Origin of the sequence: Rhizobium sp. NLR10b (assembly GCF_019685435.1) — a bacterium.
GTDB lineage: Bacteria > Pseudomonadota > Alphaproteobacteria > Rhizobiales > Rhizobiaceae > Rhizobium.
Genome location: NZ_JABDWV010000005.1, coordinates 55,324 through 73,122, shown reverse-complemented (window position 1 = coordinate 73,122; position 17,799 = coordinate 55,324). Strand labels below are relative to the sequence as shown.

The following is a 17,799-nucleotide window of genomic DNA, read 5'->3' as shown; positions in this document are numbered from 1 at the left end:
TTGCCCAATTCGAGCCGGGTGCCCCGTGAAGCCCGGCCAATCCGAGAAGCTCTTTGCCTTAGGATTTGCGAACCAGCGACCGCTGCACCAGCATGGCGATGATGATGATTGCACCCTGGATCGCGCCGATGAGATACTCGCTGATGAAGTTCGAAAGCAGCATGATGTTGCCGACGAGTTCGAGAATGAAGGCGCCGCAGATGGTGCCCCAGACCCGGCCTGCGCCGCCCTTGAGAGCCGTGCCGCCGACGACGACGGCGGTGATGGCCTGCAACTCCCACAGGATACCGGTCGTTGCCGAGGTGGAACCGAGACGCGGTACATAGAGCAGCACGGCGATCGCCACGCAGAGACCCTGGATAACGAAGGCAATCGTGCGCACGCGGTTGACTGCAATGCCCGAGTAGCGCGCGACGTCGCTGTTCGAACCGACAGCCACGACATGGCGGCCGTAACGGGTGCGATAGAGGATAAAGGCTGCAATTGCGGTGACGACGAGGATTACCAAGATCGGGACGGGAACGCCGAGAATATTGCCGAAATAGGCTGGACGGTAGAGCGTCTGGATTTCACTCGAGCGCAACGTGATCGCGCCGCCCTGCGACAGCCAGGTGGTCAGGCCGCGATAAATGCCCATTGTGCCGAGCGTGGCAATGAAAGGCTCGATCTTGCCGACGGTGGTGATGAGGCCGTTTGCGAGGCCGCAAAGAGCCCCCGCAATCACCGTAAAGACCACCGCTGCCGTCAGCATCAGCACCGGATCGGCAATGACGCCTGAATTAATGAGCAGGATCATCAGACTGGCGACGAAGGCGACCATCGAGCCGACGGAAAGGTCGAGGTCTCCGGCCGAGATCACGAAAGTGGCGCCGACCGCGATGATAGCGATGAAAGCGCAGCGCGTCGCGACGTTGGCAAGATTGGTGATGCCGATGAAGTTCGGATTGACCAGTGCGCCGACGACGAGAAGCAAGGCCAAGGCGGCAAACGGTGCAACCGCGCGCAGATCAACGTCACGCCAGGACCTGCGCCGGATCGCCCTGGTCTCCTCGTTAATGCTCATGTCCAAAACCAACCTCCCGTCCCAGATCGTCTGGGTATCCTATTTATTGTCCGCGTCGGCGAAGTCTTGCTCCGCCCTCACGCAGCCACCTTCTTTTTGAGCCCGGCGGCGTAACGCATGATCTCCTGCTCGGAAATCTCGTCGCCCTCGAGCACGCCGACGATCCGCCCCTCGCGCATGACGGCCACTCTCGTGCAGAGGCCGATGACTTCAGGCATTTCCGACGAAACGACAATGATCGACCGGCCGTCCCGGGCGAGCGCCGAAATGAAATGATAGATCTGCTGCTTGGTGCCGACATCGATGCCGCGCGTCGGCTCGTCGATGATGATGATGTCGGGATCGGTCTCCATGACTTTGGCGAGCAGCAGCTTCTGCTGGTTTCCGCCCGACATGCGGCCCGCGACGATAGCGCTGTCGCGAACCCTGATGTCAAAACGACGTTTGGCTTTCGCCAGTGCGGCCGCCTCGCTGCTCGGGCTGAGATAGCCGTGGCGCGAATGCCGTCCGAGCGATTGCAGCGTCAGATTGGTCGCCATGCCGGAGCGCAGCAGCAGACCCTTCGACTTGCGGTCTTTGGTCATATAGGCGAGGCCGCAGCGATTGGCCGCGTGCACGTCGCCGGAGGGAACCGTTTGCCCTTTGATGACCACCTCGCCCTCGAGGCGGGGCCGCAGTCCCGCAATCGCCTCCATCAGCTCGGTACGGCCGGAGCCGATCAGGCCGGAAAACCCGATGATCTCGCCCTTGCGCACTTCGAAGCTCGCATCCCTGACATATCCCGTCGACACCGAAGAGACGCTGAGGACGATCTCCTCGTCGACATTGGGCTCGACCTTGGCCGGATAGAGGCTGGAAAGCTCGCGGCCGACCATCAGCTGCGCGATCGATTCGCCATCCAAAATGGCGGTCGGCGACGTCTTGATCCACTGGCCGTCGCGCAGCACCGTCACCCGGTCGGTCAGCTCCATCACCTCGTCGAGCTTATGGGACACGAAGACGAAGCTCGTGCCCTGGTCGCGAAGCTTGCGGACCTGCTTGAACAGCATATTGGTCTCTTCCCGGGACAACACGGCGGTTGGCTCGTCCATAAAGACGACACGGGCATCGCGACTGATCGCCTTGGCAATCTCGACCATTTGCTTGTCGGCGATGGAAAGCGTGCTGATCAAGGCATTCTCATCGACATGCGAACCGAGCACGTCGAGGACCTTGCGCGTTTCAGCCCGCATATACCTACGGTCGAGCACGCCGAGACGCGTAACCTCGCGACCGAGGAATAGGCTCTCGGTCACGGTCAGATGGTCGGCGAGGTTGAATTCCTGATGAATGATGACGATGCCGAGCGCTTCCGCAGCGCCATTCGGCGGCAGCACCACAGGCTTGCCGTCGAGCAGGATTTCGCCGGAACTCGGCTGTTCGAAACCCGAGAGCACCTTGACGAGGGTGGATTTGCCGGCGCCGTTTTCGCCCATGAGCGCATGGATTTCGCCGGCGCGGAGATCGAAGTTGACGCTGAAGAGGACCTGCACGCCGCTGAAGGATTTACATATGCGCCTGGCGGACAGCACCACGGGTGCGGTGTCAGCGATCTCCACAGTCATTATGCCTCCCCTAGAGCGCCGCACCCGGCAACGCTCCGCTTTGAACTAGCGCACATTTTCCTTCTGAAAACCGCCTTGGGCTCTCAAACAGGCACGCGCATGCGGCTCCCGACCGCTTTGAGCCTTATGTAAACCTTTACATCATGCATGTAAAGGTTTACATCGTGGATTAACACAGATGAGTTGACGCTTACCTTTGACCTCTCGACAAGTCTGTGTAGTGTCGCGGCGAAGACAGCCTTAAGGCAGAGCCCAGTGTCGAATTCCACGCCCGCAACAATCGAAGATGTCGCCCGGATCGCCGAGGTCTCTATCGCGACGGTTTCCCGGGCGATCCACACGCCGGAGAAGGTCGCCAACTCGACGCGGCTCAAGGTCAACCAGGCGATCGCCATCACCGGTTATACGACTAATGCCATGGCGCGCAGCCTGAGGCTCGGCCGCTCCAACATGATCCTCGTGGTGGCGCCCGACATCGGCGATCCCAATTTCTCCAACATTCTCGTCGGACTGGAGAACGAGGCTCGCGCCCACGGCTACGGCGTCCTGATCGGCCACACCCAGAACGATGCCCAGCGCGGCTTGGAATATCTGAAATTCTTCAACTCCAACCAGGCGGCTGGGCTCATCCTCTTCACCGGCATCCTGCCCTTCGGTCACCAGACCATGACGGCGCGCCTACCGCCGAGTGTCGGGGTCTTCGAACCGGTCTTCAACGGCGGCATTCCCTATGTCGGCGTTGACGATACCGAGGGCGCGCGAAAGGCCGTGGATCTGCTGCTGGCCGAAGGCCATCGCAAGATCGCCTTCATCGGCGATTCCCGCACTCGGCTCGCCTATACCAGGCGCCGCATGGGTTATGATGCCGGTCTCGACGCTGCCGGCGTCCCGCCCGATTTGCGGATCGTGCTCGAAGGCGACGGCACGATCGAAAGCGGACGGCATGCGGTCGAGCAGCTTTTCATGCGCGACACGCTTCCGACCGCCTTTATGTGCGTCAACGACCAGACGGCGATCGGCGTCATGATCGGACTCGGCGCGCGAGGCTATGATATTCCGCGGGATTTCTCGGTGACCGGCTTCGACGATGTGCCGCAGGCCGTCTTCATATCCCCATCGCTGACGACGATCCGTCAGCCGAGAACGGCGATCGGCAAACAGGCGATGGCGCTGCTGCTGGAGCTCCTGTCCGACGGACAGCCAGCCGAGACGGAAATCCTGCTTAGGCCGGATCTGGTGGTGCGAAACTCCGTCTCAGCGCCGTCGCGCAACTGGTTGAAGCGCTGAACGGAGATGGCATAGCCGGCTAACAAATGCGCCGGCGACCGATGGCCGCCGGCGCCTGTCATCAGACGTAACGGTTGACGACGTTTTCGAGCAGTTCCTGCTTGCCGGATTTCGGCTGCGGGTTGACGTCCTTGCTCTCGACCCAGTTCGTGATCTCATCGAGCGAATACTCGCCGCGGAAGAGCTTCTGCGCCTCGGCCGTTTCCCAACCGGCATAACGGTCGGCAAGCGGCTGCGACAGAGCCTTGTCCTCGATCATCTTGGCAGCCGCCTTCAGGCCGCGGGCGCAGCAATCGATGCCGCCGATATGACCGATCAAGAGGTCTGCCGGATCGAGCGACTGGCGGCGCAGCTTCGCATCGAAATTGGTGCCGCCGGTCTTGAAGCCGCCGCCCGCCAGAACGTGGTAATAGGCGAGCGCCATTTCCGGAACGTTGTTCGGGAACTGGTCGGTGTCCCAGCCGGACTGGTAGTCGTTGCGGTTCATGTCGATCGAGCCGAAGATGCCAAGCGCATTGGCAAGCGCCAGCTCGTGCTCGAATGAGTGGCCGGCAAGGATCGCATGGCCCTGCTCGATATTGACCTTCACTTCGTTTTCGAGACCGTGCTTCTTGAGGAATCCGTAGACAGTCGCCACGTCGTAATCATACTGGTGCTTGGTCGGCTCCTGCGGCTTCGGCTCGATCAGGATCGTGCCCTTGAAGCCGATCTTGTGCTTGTATTCGACGACGAGGTTGAGGAAGCGGCCGAGCTGGTCGAGCTCGCGCTTGAGATCGGTGTTGAGCAGCGTCTCGTAACCTTCGCGGCCGCCCCAGAGCACGTAGTTCTCGCCGCCGAGCTTCTGCGTAGCGTCGATGCAGGTCTTGACCGTCGCAGCTGCGAAAGCAAAGACGTCCGGATCGGGGTTGGTCGCCGCACCCGACATGTAGCGGCGGTTGGAGAAGAGGTTCGCTGTGCCCCAGAGCAGCTTGGTGCCGGTGGCTGCCTGCTTCTCGGCAAAATAATCGACGATCTCGTTGAGGTTCTTGGTGTTCTCGGCAAAGTTCTTGCCTTCAGGGCGCACGTCGGCGTCGTGGAAGCAGTAATAGGGCGCACCGAGCAGCGAGAAGAATTCGAAAGCGACGTCGGCCTTGAGCTTGGCCGCCTTCATCGTGTCTTCGAACCAGGGACGCAGGAAGGTCTGGCCGCCGAAGGGGTCGCCGCCCGGCCAGGTGAAGGTGTGCCAGTAGGCTACCGCAAAACGCAAATGGTCTTCCATGCGCTTGCCGAGGACAATCTCGTCCGGCTGGTAATAGCGGAAGGCCAGCGGATTGGTGCTGTCCGGGCCTTCATATTTGATCTTCTGGATATCGCCGAAAAATCCGGTGCTCATGTTGGGGTCTCCTTGGGTTCGTATCTCTTGGCAGTTCTGAATTCTTGTCTGCGGAGGCGGCCCTCATCCGCCTGCCGGCACCTTCTCCCCGAGGGCAGAAGGGACTTGCCGCTACGTTGCAGCTCTTTCAAAGCCATTGCTGCGAACTCCCCCTCTCCCCCGGGGAGAGGGTAGGGTGAGGGGGCCGCCGGCTCGAGTTCTCAATGCGCCAGCGACTTGATCGCCGGATAGAGCGCCCGATAGCGCTTGTAAGCGTCCTCGTAAGCGCCCTTAAGCGCCGCGACCGGTTCGATCGTGCCTGCCGTCATCGGCGGCGTGCAGACGGCGATCGGATCCGCACCCGTCGCCGCGATTAGGCCGAGACGGGCCGCACCGAAAGCTGCGCCGAAATCGCCGTCGGCCGGTAGATCGACCGGAACGCCGAGCGCCGTCGCGATCGACGCCAGCCAATAATGCGAGCGCGAACCGCCGCCGATTGCCGTCACGCGGGAGATGCCGGTGCCGGCCGAACGCAGCGCTTCGAGATTGTCGCGAATGGCGAAAGCCACGCCTTCGAGCACGGCCTGGGTCAGCGCCGCGCGGCTGCTTTCATGCCCGAGCCCGATAAAGGCCCCGCGGATGACGGCATCATTGTGTGGCGTACGCTCACCGGAGAGATAGGGCAGGAAGGTGACGCCGCTCGGCGCCTTCAGTGTCTCGCCGAGTTCGCCTGTGAGATCAGCGGCCGATTTGCCGGTCACACCGGAATGCCAGTTGAGCGCATCGGTGGCCGAGAGGATGACGCCCATCTGATGCCAGGTGTTGGGCAGCGCATGGCAGAAGGCATGCACGGCGCTTTCCGGCTTCGGCAGATAGGAGCCGTTGGCGGCAAAAAGCACGCCCGAGGTGCCGAGTGAGACGAAGGCCGCGCCATCGCTGACCGTGCCCATGCCGCAGGCCGAGGCTGCATTGTCGCCCGCGCCGCCGGCAACGACGACCGAGCCTGATATGCCCCACTGGGCCGCGAGTTCGGACCGCAGTCTGCCGGCCTGATCGGTCCCTTCGACAAGCGCCGGCATCTGCTCCCTCGAAAGGCCGGTGGCGGCAAGCAGTTCCGACGACCAGCCGCGCTTGCCGGTATCGAGCCAGGAGGTGCCTGCCGAATCCGACATTTCGGAGATATATTCGCCGGTCAGCCAGAGACGCAGATAATCCTTCGGCAACAATACCTTGGCGACCTTCGCGAAAGTCTCAGGCTCATGCTTCCTGATCCAGGCGAGCTTGGGCGCCGTAAAGCCGGGAAACACGATATTGCCGGTCAGCGCCCGGAAACGCGGGTCGGCGTCGAGTGCGGCGGCTTCGACGTGACTGCGTGTATCGTTCCAGAGAATGCAGGGCCGCAATACCTTGTCGCTCGCGTCGATCAGCGTGGCGCCGTGCATCTGGCCCGAAAGGCCGATGCCCGTGACTGCGGCGAACTCCTTTGGATGTTTCGCCTTGAGGCCGGCCACGGCCTCCTCGGTCGCGCGCACCCAGTGAGCCGGTTCCTGTTCCGACCAGCCGGAATGCGGGCGCGAGACGTCGAGCGCACCGTTGGCCGAACCGACGATCTTCTGGTCGCCGTCGATCAGCATCGCCTTGACGCCGGAGGTTCCGAGATCGAGACCGAGATACATGTGGCATTCTCCCTTTGCCGTTACGGCAGATTGTCCTTCAGGAATATGTCGAGGCGGATACGCTCCTGCGCTTCGATGACGGCGAGCCCGTCCGCCTTGGCCTTCAGCACGCGAATGGCGCTGCGCACCTCATGACCGGCATTCTGATTCAGGATCGCATCAATCGTGTTGTCGATGAGCGCCGTCCGCGTGTGGGCGGTCAGCTCGTGGGCAATGACCGTCAGCGTCCGATCGACGGCCTTCTCCTTCAGCGCCCGGATAAGGCCGCGATTGCCTGCCCCGAGACTATAGACGCCGATAATGTCGGCATTCCCAAGTGCCTCGGCGACGAGCATATGGGCGATCTCAGGATCGTCACGCCCTTCCAGAACCGGAAGGATCGCAAGATTGGGAAACTCCTCCGCCACGACCGAGGTGAATCCTTCCAGCCGCTCGCGATGGTCGCGCACCAGCATGGAGCCGGCGAGCACGGCGATCTCGCCCTTTCGCGGCCCGAGGAATCGGCCGAGCAGGCGGGCCGCCGTGCGGCCTGCCGCGATATTGTCGACGCCGGCGTAGTGATGGCGCAGCGATCCGGTAAGATCGGACACCAGCGTGACGATGGGAAAGCCCGCATGCACCAGCCTGTCGACGACGGCATGCACTTCAGGCGCATCGGTCGCAACCATTGCGATGCCGCAAGGTTTTTCGCGGGAAAGCCCGTCAAGCACGGCGACAAGAGCGGCCGGATCGAAGGCAGGCACCTCGATGGTGCGAATATCGGTGCGTTCGGCCGGCGAGCGAAGGATCGCCTGCCGGATTTCGGCATTGAGCCCGTGCATGAAGGAATTGTCGCTGGCCGGCAGGATGAAGACCAGCGGATAGGTGCGACCCTTGGCGAGATTGGCGGCGGCGACGTCCCTGACATAACCGAGTTCGCGGATTGCGGTCTCGACCTTCTCCCGCGTGACATGGCGCACACCAGGACGCTGGTTGAGCACCCGGTCGACAGTCGCGAGACTGACGCCCGCCGCAGCGGCGATATCGTGAACAGTTGGCCTCATCATTCCTCCTGACGAGACCATTAGCGCCAAATTTGATGTACGTAAATCAAAAAATCCAGCGGCGCGATTTCCGCATTATTTTACCGGCATTACCGCCCGTTGGCATCGATTCGATCAGCGCCCCCCTGATGACACAGAGGCCTGAAAACCGCAACAAAAAGGCCCTCCGAAGAGGGCCTTTTCAAGGGACGGGGCCGGAGGTCAGTGGCCGCCGCCACCTCCTCCGCCGCCTTGCGGCGCGGGTTTCTTGATCATGGCGACACCGAGGATCATCGCAACGAACAGCGCAGTCAGGATGAGGAACACATCGCTGAAGGAAAGGATGACCGCCTGCTTGGTGGCGAGGCCGACCATCTGCTTGATCGCGACTGAAGTGCCGTCCATGCCGTAACTGCTGAAATTGGCAGTCATGTTGTTCATCTGATCGATCGCCGCCGGATTGCCCCAGTCCATATTCTCCCGCAGCCGCTCGTAGTGCACATCCTGCCGGCTGGTGAGCACGGTATTGATGACCGCGAGACCAACGGCGCCGCCGAGGTTTCTAGTCAGGTTGAACAGGCCGGACGCGCCGCGGATGCGCGACGGCGGCATCGTGCCGAGCGCGATGTTGTTGATCGGCACCATGCACATCATCAGGCCGAACCCGCGCAGGATCTGCGGAATGAACAGTTCATAGAAATCCCAATCCGCCGTCAGGTGGATCATGATGTATGTGCCGGCGGCGAAGCTGATGAAACCGATCACCATCATCAGGCGCAGGTCCATCTTGGTCGACAGCCGCCCGGCGATCGGCGCGGTGAAGAACATCGCAAGGCCAGAGACGAACATCGTCTCGCCGATCATCAGCGAATCATAGCCGCGGATACGCCCGAGATAGACCGGGTAGATATAGGTAAGGCCGTAAAGGCCGATGCCCATGACGAAGGAAAACACCGAGCCGAAGGAGAAATTCCTGTTCGCAAAGGCCTTGAGATCGACTACGGGAAACTCCACCGTGAAGGCGCGATAGAAGAAGACGATGGCCGCGACGCCGGAAGCGACGGCAGCCAGCGCAATGGAATTGTCGTTGAACCAATCGTTCGAGTTGCCCTCTTCGAGCACATATTCCAGCGCGCCGAGGAAGACGCCCATCGAGATCAGCCCCCACCAGTCGAACTTCTTGAAGAGCGACAGTTCCGGCTTGTCGAAGTCGATGAAGTTCCAGGTAACCAGCGTGACGATGATGCCCGGAACGATATTGACGAGGAACAACCAGTGCCAGGAGAAGGCGTGGCTGAGATAGCCGCCGACGGTCGGGCCGATGGTCGGCGCCAGCGTCGCGATCAGGCCGATGATCGGCGAGACGATGCTGCGCTTCGACGGCGGAAAGATGGTGAAGGCGGCCGCGAAAACCGACGGGATCATGCCGCCGCCGATGAAGCCCTGGATGGCGCGGTAGACGATCATCTGGTCGATATTCGTCGCCGTCGCCGCAAGCGCACTCGCCATGGTGAAGCCGGCGGCCGAGATCGCGAAGAGGTAGCGCGTCGAGATGATGCGCGCCAGCGTTCCCGAAAGCGGGATCATGATCACTTCCGCGATCAGATAGGCCGTCTGCACCCAGCCGATTTCGTCGGAACCGGCCGACAGGCCGGCCTGAATTTCGGCAAGCGAAGCAGAGACGATCTGAATGTCGAGGATCGACATGAACATGCCGAGCACCATCGCGAAGAAGGCGATGAGCTTCCTCGGATCCATGCGATCTCCGGCGTGGGCAGGCACCGCCGGCATCGTTCCCGCTGTTGCTGTCGCGCTCCCGGCCATCGGACCACCTCCGCCTTTCCTTTTGCTGGAATTGCTCCGAAGGTTTACTTGTTCGGTGCCGTGCGGGTATCGACGTCGACGACGACGCTGAGGCCCGCGCGCAAACGCCCGCTGTCGAGCGCATCCTGCGGCAGCGCAATGCGCACCGGCACACGCTGAATTACCTTGGTGAAGTTGCCCGTGGCGTTTTCCGGTGGCAGCAGCGAAAAGACCGAACCGGAGGCCGGCGAGATCGATTCGACGGTACCGACGATCGGATGGTCGTCATAGGCATCAACATGGACGTTGACCTTCGAGCCTGGAACGAGATGCTGGATCTGCGTTTCCTTGAAATTGGCGTCGATATAAAGCTGGCGCACCGGAACGAGCGCCATCAGGCGCTGGCCGGGCGAGACCAGATCGCCTTCCTGGATGGAACGATTGCCGACGATGCCGTCATAGGGCGCCTTGAGCACAGTGAAGGAGAGGTCGCGGGCGGCCTTGTCGCGCTGGATTTCCAGCGTGCGGACGGAACCTTCGGCTTCCCTGCGTTGGGCTTCGAGGATGGCGATATTGGCCTGTGCCGCCACGATATTGGCGTCGCCGCCGGCAAGATTGGCCTTGACCTGATCGAGGGCCGTATTAGCATCATCGAGATCCGCGGTGGTGCCGACCGACTTCGCCTGCAGGTCGCTCTGGCGCTTCTGCTTGATTTCCGCGCCGCGAACCGTCGCTTCGAGGGCAGTCTTCTGGGCCTGAGCCTGCACGAGGCTCGCCTTGGCGCCTTCAATCTGCGCATCAATACGGCTCAGCGAAAGCTGCTCGGTCGCGATCTGGGCATTCGCCTGATCGAGGGCATTTTGGTAGTCGCCGTTATCAAGGGTAGCGAGAACGTCGCCTGCCTTGACTTCCTGGTTGGCGACAACATTCACCTTCGCGACATAGCCGGTAACCTTCGGCGAGATGGTCGCGATATCGCCTTCGATATAGGCGTCGTCGGTCGACACCATGAACCGGCCGTTCATCCACCATTCGTATCCATACCAGCCGCCGCCCGCAAGCAGGGCAAGCACGACGATCGGCAGCACCGGGCTGCGGCGCTTCTTTGCCGAAGCAGCAACCGGGGCCTCGGTCGGCGCCGATTGCGCGGGAGCAGCCGGCTTTTCCAGGGCTTCCGCCGTCGGAGCCTCTGCAACCACCGCGACCTTTGCCTCTTCGGCCTCGGCGTTTTCGCTGACGATACGCGCGACGTTGCTTTTCTGGTTGCTCGACATGGCCACTTTACCGATCTTTGGAGTAATAATCGAACTGAACGGTTCGGTTCAGTTGACATAAACCTGTTTTATCGTCATATCAAGATGTATAGAACCAATCGGTTCGATTTCTTTTAAGGAAAATGCGAAACCGTAAACACGGTTAAGGAGACATGACGTTAAAACCCGACCACGCCGCCGTATTCAGCCCTCCCGCTGCCGGAGGCCGATTTGCTGCGGGCGAAGATCCGGCCAAGCGCCAGCAAATTCTTGCCGGCGCCAAGCGCGTGTTCATGAAAATGGGCTTCGACGCCGCCAGCATGAACGACGTGACGCGCGAGGCCGGAGTCTCCAAGGGAACGCTCTACGTCTATTTCACCAATAAGGAAGAACTGTTTTCGGCGATGATCGAGACCGAGCGCGCCGCTTTCGTGGCGGCCGTGCGCACGGCGCTTGCCGAGCATGACGACCCCGAAGCCGGCCTGCACGAGTTCGGGATAAGCTTCGTCACCCACATGACCGATGAAAAGGTCATCAGCGCGATGCGCACTGTTCTCGGCGTTCGCGACCGCATGCCCGTGCTCTGTCAACGCTTCTTCAAAGGACCGGTAAACCTGCGCACCATCATGCGCGACTTTTTGGAACAGCATGTCGCCGAAGGCCGGCTCGAGATCGACGACATCGATCTGGCCGCGGGCCAGTTTCTCGATCTTGCCAGCGGCAGCTTCTTCAAGCTCCGTCTGTTCGGCAGCATGGAAGAACCGCCGACTCGTGAGGAAATCGACCGCGTCATCCGCGGTGCGATCAAGGTCTTCATGGCAGCCTACGGCGTGCGCCGGCACGAGACTGCCTAACCCCGCACCGTTGACTGCCGCTCTCCTTCGGCCAAAACTCCGCAAGAACGATCAAACCCGGCTGCCGGCTTTTCTCTAAGGAAGAAGCCGCAACCAAGGGAGTGAGGATGAGCGCCGTCGCAAGGGCGATCTGGTTTATAGAGAGCCATTTCGAGAGCGATATATCGCTGGAAGAGATATCGGAAGCCGCCGGATTGTCACGCTATCATCTGTCACGCGTCTTCGGGCTCGTCACCGGCCACTCGATCAGCAGCTATATCAGGGGGCGGCGCCTCAGCCGCGCCGTGCCCGCGCTGGTCGGCGGCTCATCCACCATTCTCGAGGTTGCGCTTTGCGCGGGCTACGGCTCGCACGAGGCTTTCACCCGTGCCTTCCGCGACCAGTTCGGCATGACGCCGGATGCGGTGCGCAGACAGGGGCACGCCCGCAATCTTGTCTTGCTGGAGCCGATCAGAATGGACCCCGCCCACCTCAACGACCTCGAACCGCCCCGCTTCGAAAAGCGTCAACCGATGCTCCTTGCCGGCCTGCAGGAGACCTATCCCTATGGCGGTAACGCCGCCATCCCCTCTCTCTGGCAGAAATTCAACGCCCATTTCGGTCATGTTGCAGGCCAAAAAGGCAATGTCGCCTACGGCGTCTGCACCCATATCGATGGCGAAGCGGAGAAGTATCGCTATATGGCCGGCGTCGAGATCTCCGATGCCAGCGACCTTCCGCCGGATTTTACGACGCTCAGGCTTCCGGGCCAACGCTACGCTGTCTTCACCCATCGCGGCCATGTCTCCGGCATTTCCTCGACCATGAACCGAATTTTCGGCGCATGGTGGCCAACGTCTGGCCTGGAACACGGCGAGACGCCCGACATGTTCGAACGTTACGACGAACGCTTCGATCCCTATACCGGGATGGGCGTCACTGAAATCTGGCTACCTGTCAGGGAATAAAAGTCACATCGATTTCGTATATCCCCTTGCGGCGCTTGTGCAGCAGGCCGCGGACACTACATTGCGGGCGTCATCGGTGACGCAAGGGGATATAAGCTAATGCAGGAAATCATGACGCTCATTCAGGACCCGGCCGCCTGGGTGGCGCTCATCACACTGGTGGTGATGGAAGTCGTTCTCGGTATCGACAACCTGATCTTCATTTCCATTCTCACCAACAAACTGCCGTCCGAGCATCGCGAGAAAGCCCGCCGGATCGGCATCGGCCTTGCCCTGGTCATGCGCCTGGCGCTGCTCGGCACCGTAGCCTGGATCGTACAGCTGACCGAACCGCTGTTTACGGCCTTCGGGCACGGCTTCTCCTGGAAGGATCTGATCCTGATCGCCGGCGGCCTGTTCCTCGTCTGGAAAGCCACCAAGGAAATTCACCACACGGTCGACCCGGTGGATCATCAGGAGGATTTCATCGCGAAGTCCGCCACCACGGGTTTTGCATCGGCCATCGGCCAGATCCTGCTGCTTGACCTGGTCTTCTCCGTCGATAGCATCATCACCGCCGTCGGCATGACGCCGCATCTGCCGATCATGGTGATCGCCGTCATCGCCGCCGTCACCGTCATGCTGGTTGCCGCGACCCCGCTCGCCAACTTCATCGAGAAGAATCCAACGATCGTCATGCTGGCGCTCGCCTTCCTGCTGATGATCGGTACGACGCTGATCGCCGAAGGCATGGGTTTCCATGTGCCGAAGGGTTACGTCTACGCCGCCATGGCCTTCTCCGCACTGGTCGAGGTGCTGAACATGTTCGCACGCAACGCCCGCAAGCGGAAACGCGAAGGCGCGCATTGAGGCTGATACGGGAGAGCGCGCCGCAACCGGTGCACTCTCTCAGCGCCGGCAAGCCGTTGCGGACGCGGTTTTTCTTGACGCGCCCGGTTGAATATGGCCTAAGGCCAGCCGAACGGACGATCGGCGAATGGTGCGGGCGAATGCCCTTTTTCGGCCGGTTTGCCGATGAAGATATCTGCATCCTTCCGGCCGAACCTTGCTTTCCCGTGAAAGCAGTCCGGCTTCATTGACGGGCACATACAATGACAAATTCCGGGACAGCTTCCGGCGTCCGCGTCCGCATCGCTCCCTCGCCGACCGGCGAGCCGCATGTCGGCACCGCTTACATCGCTCTCTTCAACTACCTCTTCGCCAAGAAGCACGGTGGCGAGTTCATCCTGCGCATCGAAGATACCGATGCGACGCGCTCGACCCCGGAATTCGAGACGAAGGTGCTCGACGCGCTGAAATGGTGCGGGCTGGACTGGAAGGAAGGCCCCGATATCGGCGGCCCCTACGGCCCCTATCGCCAGTCCGACCGCAAGCCGATGTATCAGCCCTATGCACAGGAATTGCTGGACAATGGCCATGCCTTCCGCTGTTTCTGCACGCCCGCGCGGCTGGAGCAGATGCGCGAGGCGCAGCGCGCCGCCGGAAAGCCGCCGAAATATGATGGCCACTGCCTCAATCTGACGGCGGAAGAGGTGACGTCACGCATGGCGGCGGGCGAAGCCGCGGTCATCCGCATGAAGATCCCGGCGGAGGGTTCCTGCGACTTTACCGACGGCGTCTATGGCGACGTGTCCATTCCGTGGGATTCCGTCGACATGCAGGTCCTGATCAAGGCCGACGGCATGCCGACCTATCACATGGCCAACGTCATCGACGACCATCTGATGAAGATCACCCATGTGGCGCGTGGCGAGGAATGGCTGGCTTCGGTGCCGAAGCACATCCTGCTCTATCGCTATTTCGGCTGGGAGCAGCCGGTCTTCATGCATCTGTCGCTGATGCGCAATGCCGACAAGTCGAAGCTGTCGAAGCGCAAGAACCCGACCTCGATCTCCTATTACTCCGCGCTCGGCTATATCCCCGAGGCGCTGATGAACTTCCTCGGCCTGTTCTTCATGCAGATCGCTGAAGGTGAAGAGCTGTTGACGATGGATGAGCTCTCCGAGAAGTTCGACCCCGAAAACCTTTCCAAGGCCGGCGCGATCTTCGACATCCAGAAGCTCGACTGGCTGAACGGCCGCTGGATCCGCGAGAAGCTCTCCGAAGAGGAATTCCAGGCGCGCGTGCTGACCTGGGCGATGGAGAACGACCGCCTGAAGGCTGGCCTGCGCCTGTCGCAGACCCGCATTTCCAAGCTCGGCGAGCTGCCCGATCTCGCCAGCTTCCTGCTGAAGTCCGATCTCGGCCTGCAGCCGTCCGACTTCGCCAAGATCAAGTCGCCGCCGGAGGAGATCCTCGAGATCCTCAACACCGTTCAGCCGGATCTCGAAAAGATCCTGGAATGGAATGTGGAGACGATCGAAGCGGAATTGCGCGCCATCTCCGATCGCATGGGCAAGAAGCTGAAGGTCGTGGTCTCGCCGCTCTTCGTCGCCGTCTCCGGCTCGTCGCGTTCCCTGCCGCTCTTCGATTCCATGGCCATCCTCGGCCGCTCCGTCGTGCGCCAGCGCCTCAAACTCGCCGCCCAGGCGGTCGCCGCCCTCGTCGGCTCGAAGTAAGAATAGTCAGAGGATTTCGACAGTGGCTGACAACAAGACCGAAAACACCCTCTCCTCCGACGCGACCGAAGTGCGCGCCCAGAAGCTGAAGCTGCTGCGCGAGCAGATCGGCGAGGTCTATCCGGCGCATTTCCACCGGACGCTGACCAATGCCGAGCTTGGCGCCAAGTATGAATCTCTGGAACCGGACGTCGAGACGCAGGATGTCGTCACCGTCGCCGGCCGCGTCTATTCCTCGCGCAACTCCGGCATGTTCATGGATATCCGCGACGCTTCCGGCAAGATCCAGATCTTCAGCCACAAGGACACGACGCCGGAAGAGGCCCGCGACCTGCTGCCGATGATCGACATCGGCGACATCATCGGCGTCACCGGCATCGTGCGCCGCACCAAGCGCGGCGAACTGACGATCAACGCCCAGAAGATCGAAATGCTGACCAAGTCGCTGCTGCCGATGCCCGAGAAGTGGCACGGCCTCTCCGACATCGAGCTGCGCTATCGCAAGCGCCATCTCGACATCATGACCAATGAGGATTCGAAGCTGCGCTTCCAGCAGCGCTCGAAGATCGTCTCCGGCATCCGCCGTTTCATGGAAAATGACGGCTTCATGGAAGTCGAGACGCCGATGCTGCATTCCGTCTATGGCGGCGCCACCGCCGAGCCGTTCAAGACGCATCACAACACGCTGAAGCTCGACATGTACCTGCGCATCGCGCCGGAATTGTTTCTGAAGCGCACTCTGGTTTCAGGCCTCACCGACAAGGTCTTCGAGATCAACCGCAACTTCCGCAACGAAGGCGTTTCCACTCGGCACAATCCCGAATTCACCATGATGGAGTGTTATTGGGCCTATGCCGATTACGAGGACATGATGGATCTCGTCGAGCGGCTGTTCGAGACCCTGGCGCTCTCGATCCACGGCACCACGGAATTCGACTTCGTCGACAAGCGCCTCTCCTTCAAGGGACCGTTCAAGCGCGTGCCGATGCCGGATGCCGTCAAGAAAGCGACCGGCATCGATTTCCTCGCCATCAAGACCGATGAGGAAGCCCGCGCCGCCGCCAAGGCTGCCGGCTTTGCGGTCGAGAAGGACTGGACCTGGGGCGAATGCCTCGCCTTCATCTTCGAGGAAAAGGTGGAAGCGACACTGATTCAGCCGGCTCACGTCACGCATTTCCCAAAGGACATCTCGCCTTTCGCCAAGGAAGTGCCGGGCGAGCCGCGGCTTGTCGAACGCTTCGAGACCTATTGCAACGCCTGGGAACTCGGCAACGCCTTCTCCGAGCTCAACGATCCCGAAGAGCAGCGCCGCCGCATGGTCGAGCAACTGGAACAGGCGCTCGCTCGCGGCGAGAAGGAAAAACAGCTGGACGACGAATTCCTCGACGCGATCGACCAGGGCATGCCACCTGCCGGCGGCCTCGGCATCGGCGTCGACCGGCTGATCATGCTTCTGACCAACGCTCCGTCGATCCGCGACGTCATTCTCTTCCCGGCCCGCCGCAACAAGGCCGACTGACAGGAAAAAAATCGGAAAAAGCAAAGCGGGGGTGCCGGCCGGCGCTCCGCTTTTTACATGCCGCCCGTTCAGTGGGCCTTGGGGGCTTGCGCCGGCGGCTCTTCGGCCGGCGCCTCGGCCACCGCATCGGCGCCGTGACTCTCTGCAGCTGGCGGCGCTTCGCTTTCGGCAGCCGGTGCCGCGCCGTGTCCGCCGCCCTCGGCCTTGTTGTCCTTATCCTCAGTCTTCTTGCCCGTCGCCTCGCCCTTGGTCGATGCAACGGCGACCGGATCGACACAATCCTCGGGATCCTTGAACGAAGCGCTGATCATCGCGATCTCGTCGGCCGGCAGTTCGATGCGCTCGCCGAAGAACAGCCCGTTTTCGCTGGCCTTGCCGTCATAGTAGCGTGCGGTATAGCGCTTGTCGTCGAGGCCGGGAACGGTCTCGTCCGGATGCGGGATGAAGACGACATCAGCTCCGATCGCCCGACCGCGAATATCGGCACGCAGCGTCGGGCCGTTCTCATCAAGCACCACCACCTGTACCAGATCCGGTTTCTGCGCGGCATAGACGGCCTGGGCAACACGAAGTGCAGTCCTGACCCGCGTCATGCCATCGGTCGGTTCGGTCTTGATGTATTTGCGGACCCAGACATGATCCTGCTTCCTGATCGTCACGAGGTTGACGTCGCTGCATTCGAGCCCATGACCGCCACCAGAGACGCCGACCAGCCTGTCCTTGCCGACATAAAGCGCCGCGCCGCCGGAAACGCCCGCCAGAAGCGCGACTCCGCCGATGATGATTGCCAATTTCCGGGAAGGCCGGAATATGCGCAGTAAGGCCTTCACGCCAACTGCTCCGCCATCTCAAACTCCAACGC

At 61.4% G+C, this 17,799-nt stretch carries 14 protein-coding genes; 6 read left to right on the top strand and 8 right to left on the bottom strand.

All coding sequences use genetic code 11. The features are described 5' to 3' along the window. Positions 1-58: 58 nt before the first annotated feature. Positions 59-1,063 (bottom strand): ABC transporter permease, encoded by a 1,005-nt coding sequence (locus tag HJB91_RS09335; RefSeq protein WP_221154503.1) that lies wholly within the window; start codon positions 1,061-1,063, stop codon positions 59-61. Between the two features lie 77 nt (positions 1,064-1,140). Further along, complete coding sequence (locus HJB91_RS09330; RefSeq protein WP_221154501.1) at positions 1,141-2,667, bottom strand: sugar ABC transporter ATP-binding protein; 1,527 nt, start codon at positions 2,665-2,667, stop codon at positions 1,141-1,143. Positions 2,668-2,922: 255 nt separating this feature from the next. Here HJB91_RS09330 and HJB91_RS09325 point away from each other — a divergent pair, with 255 nt between their 5' ends. Beyond that, positions 2,923-3,954, top strand: a complete 1,032-nt coding sequence (locus HJB91_RS09325; protein WP_097597195.1) for a LacI family DNA-binding transcriptional regulator — start codon at positions 2,923-2,925, stop codon at positions 3,952-3,954. A gap of 61 nt (positions 3,955-4,015) precedes the next feature. On the opposite strand, the gene xylA is transcribed toward HJB91_RS09325, so the two are convergent. The 5 genes from xylA to HJB91_RS09300 form a co-directional block, all read right to left on the bottom strand. Beyond that, positions 4,016-5,326, bottom strand: coding sequence for a xylose isomerase (gene xylA, locus HJB91_RS09320; RefSeq protein WP_221154499.1), 1,311 nt, complete (start codon positions 5,324-5,326; stop codon positions 4,016-4,018). A 200-nt stretch (positions 5,327-5,526) separates the two neighbouring features. Beyond that, positions 5,527-6,981, bottom strand: coding sequence for a xylulokinase (gene xylB / locus HJB91_RS09315; RefSeq protein WP_221124204.1), 1,455 nt, complete (start codon positions 6,979-6,981; stop codon positions 5,527-5,529). Between the two features lie 20 nt (positions 6,982-7,001). Further along, a complete protein-coding gene (locus tag HJB91_RS09310; protein ID WP_210629779.1) occupies positions 7,002-8,024 on the bottom strand; it encodes a LacI family DNA-binding transcriptional regulator in 1,023 nt (340 codons plus the stop codon). A gap of 201 nt (positions 8,025-8,225) precedes the next feature. Continuing rightward, positions 8,226-9,827: a DHA2 family efflux MFS transporter permease subunit gene (locus HJB91_RS09305; protein WP_210629778.1), complete on the bottom strand. Its 1,602-nt coding sequence runs from the start codon at positions 9,825-9,827 to the stop codon at positions 8,226-8,228. A 44-nt stretch (positions 9,828-9,871) separates the two neighbouring features. Further along, positions 9,872-11,080 carry an HlyD family secretion protein gene (locus HJB91_RS09300; protein WP_221154498.1) on the bottom strand — a complete coding sequence of 403 codons (1,209 nt, stop codon included), beginning with the start codon at positions 11,078-11,080 and terminating at the stop codon, positions 9,872-9,874. Between the two features lie 152 nt (positions 11,081-11,232). On the opposite strand from HJB91_RS09300, the gene HJB91_RS09295 reads away from it, so the two are divergent. The 5 genes from HJB91_RS09295 to lysS all read left to right on the top strand — a co-directional run bounded on the left by HJB91_RS09295 (position 11,233) and on the right by lysS (position 16,937). Continuing rightward, on the top strand, positions 11,233-11,913 hold the full coding sequence (locus HJB91_RS09295; RefSeq protein WP_221154495.1) for a TetR/AcrR family transcriptional regulator: 681 nt from the start codon (positions 11,233-11,235) through the stop codon (positions 11,911-11,913). 107 nt (positions 11,914-12,020) lie between these two features. Then, entirely contained in the window at positions 12,021-12,860 is an 840-nt protein-coding gene (locus tag HJB91_RS09290) for an AraC family transcriptional regulator (protein ID WP_221146362.1), read from the top strand. A 99-nt stretch (positions 12,861-12,959) separates the two neighbouring features. After that, positions 12,960-13,709: a TerC family protein gene (locus HJB91_RS09285; protein ID WP_210629774.1), complete on the top strand. Its 750-nt coding sequence runs from the start codon at positions 12,960-12,962 to the stop codon at positions 13,707-13,709. A gap of 242 nt (positions 13,710-13,951) precedes the next feature. Further along, positions 13,952-15,418: a glutamate--tRNA ligase gene (gene gltX / locus HJB91_RS09280; protein WP_210629773.1), complete on the top strand. Its 1,467-nt coding sequence runs from the start codon at positions 13,952-13,954 to the stop codon at positions 15,416-15,418. Positions 15,419-15,440: 22 nt separating this feature from the next. Then, positions 15,441-16,937 (top strand): lysine--tRNA ligase, encoded by a 1,497-nt coding sequence (gene lysS, locus HJB91_RS09275; protein ID WP_210629772.1) that lies wholly within the window; start codon positions 15,441-15,443, stop codon positions 16,935-16,937. Between the two features lie 68 nt (positions 16,938-17,005). On the opposite strand, the gene HJB91_RS09270 is transcribed toward lysS, so the two are convergent. Then, positions 17,006-17,767 carry a hypothetical protein gene (locus HJB91_RS09270; protein ID WP_221154494.1) on the bottom strand — a complete coding sequence of 254 codons (762 nt, stop codon included), beginning with the start codon at positions 17,765-17,767 and terminating at the stop codon, positions 17,006-17,008. Positions 17,768-17,799 lie beyond the last annotated feature (32 nt).

Coding starts and splice junctions, on each gene's coding strand:
- HJB91_RS09335 (WP_221154503.1), bottom strand. CDS start 1,063: ATGAGCATTAACGAGGAGACCAGGGCGATCCGGCGCAGGTCCTGGCGT.
- HJB91_RS09330 (WP_221154501.1), bottom strand. CDS start 2,667: ATGACTGTGGAGATCGCTGACACCGCACCCGTGGTGCTGTCCGCCAGG.
- xylA (WP_221154499.1), bottom strand. CDS start 5,326: ATGAGCACCGGATTTTTCGGCGATATCCAGAAGATCAAATATGAAGGC.
- xylB (WP_221124204.1), bottom strand. CDS start 6,981: ATGTATCTCGGTCTCGATCTCGGAACCTCCGGCGTCAAGGCGATGCTG.
- HJB91_RS09310 (WP_210629779.1), bottom strand. CDS start 8,024: ATGAGGCCAACTGTTCACGATATCGCCGCTGCGGCGGGCGTCAGTCTC.
- HJB91_RS09305 (WP_210629778.1), bottom strand. CDS start 9,827: ATGGCCGGGAGCGCGACAGCAACAGCGGGAACGATGCCGGCGGTGCCT.
- HJB91_RS09300 (WP_221154498.1), bottom strand. CDS start 11,080: ATGTCGAGCAACCAGAAAAGCAACGTCGCGCGTATCGTCAGCGAAAAC.
- HJB91_RS09295 (WP_221154495.1), top strand. CDS start 11,233: ATGACGTTAAAACCCGACCACGCCGCCGTATTCAGCCCTCCCGCTGCC.
- HJB91_RS09290 (WP_221146362.1), top strand. CDS start 12,021: ATGAGCGCCGTCGCAAGGGCGATCTGGTTTATAGAGAGCCATTTCGAG.
- HJB91_RS09285 (WP_210629774.1), top strand. CDS start 12,960: ATGCAGGAAATCATGACGCTCATTCAGGACCCGGCCGCCTGGGTGGCG.
- gltX (WP_210629773.1), top strand. CDS start 13,952: ATGACAAATTCCGGGACAGCTTCCGGCGTCCGCGTCCGCATCGCTCCC.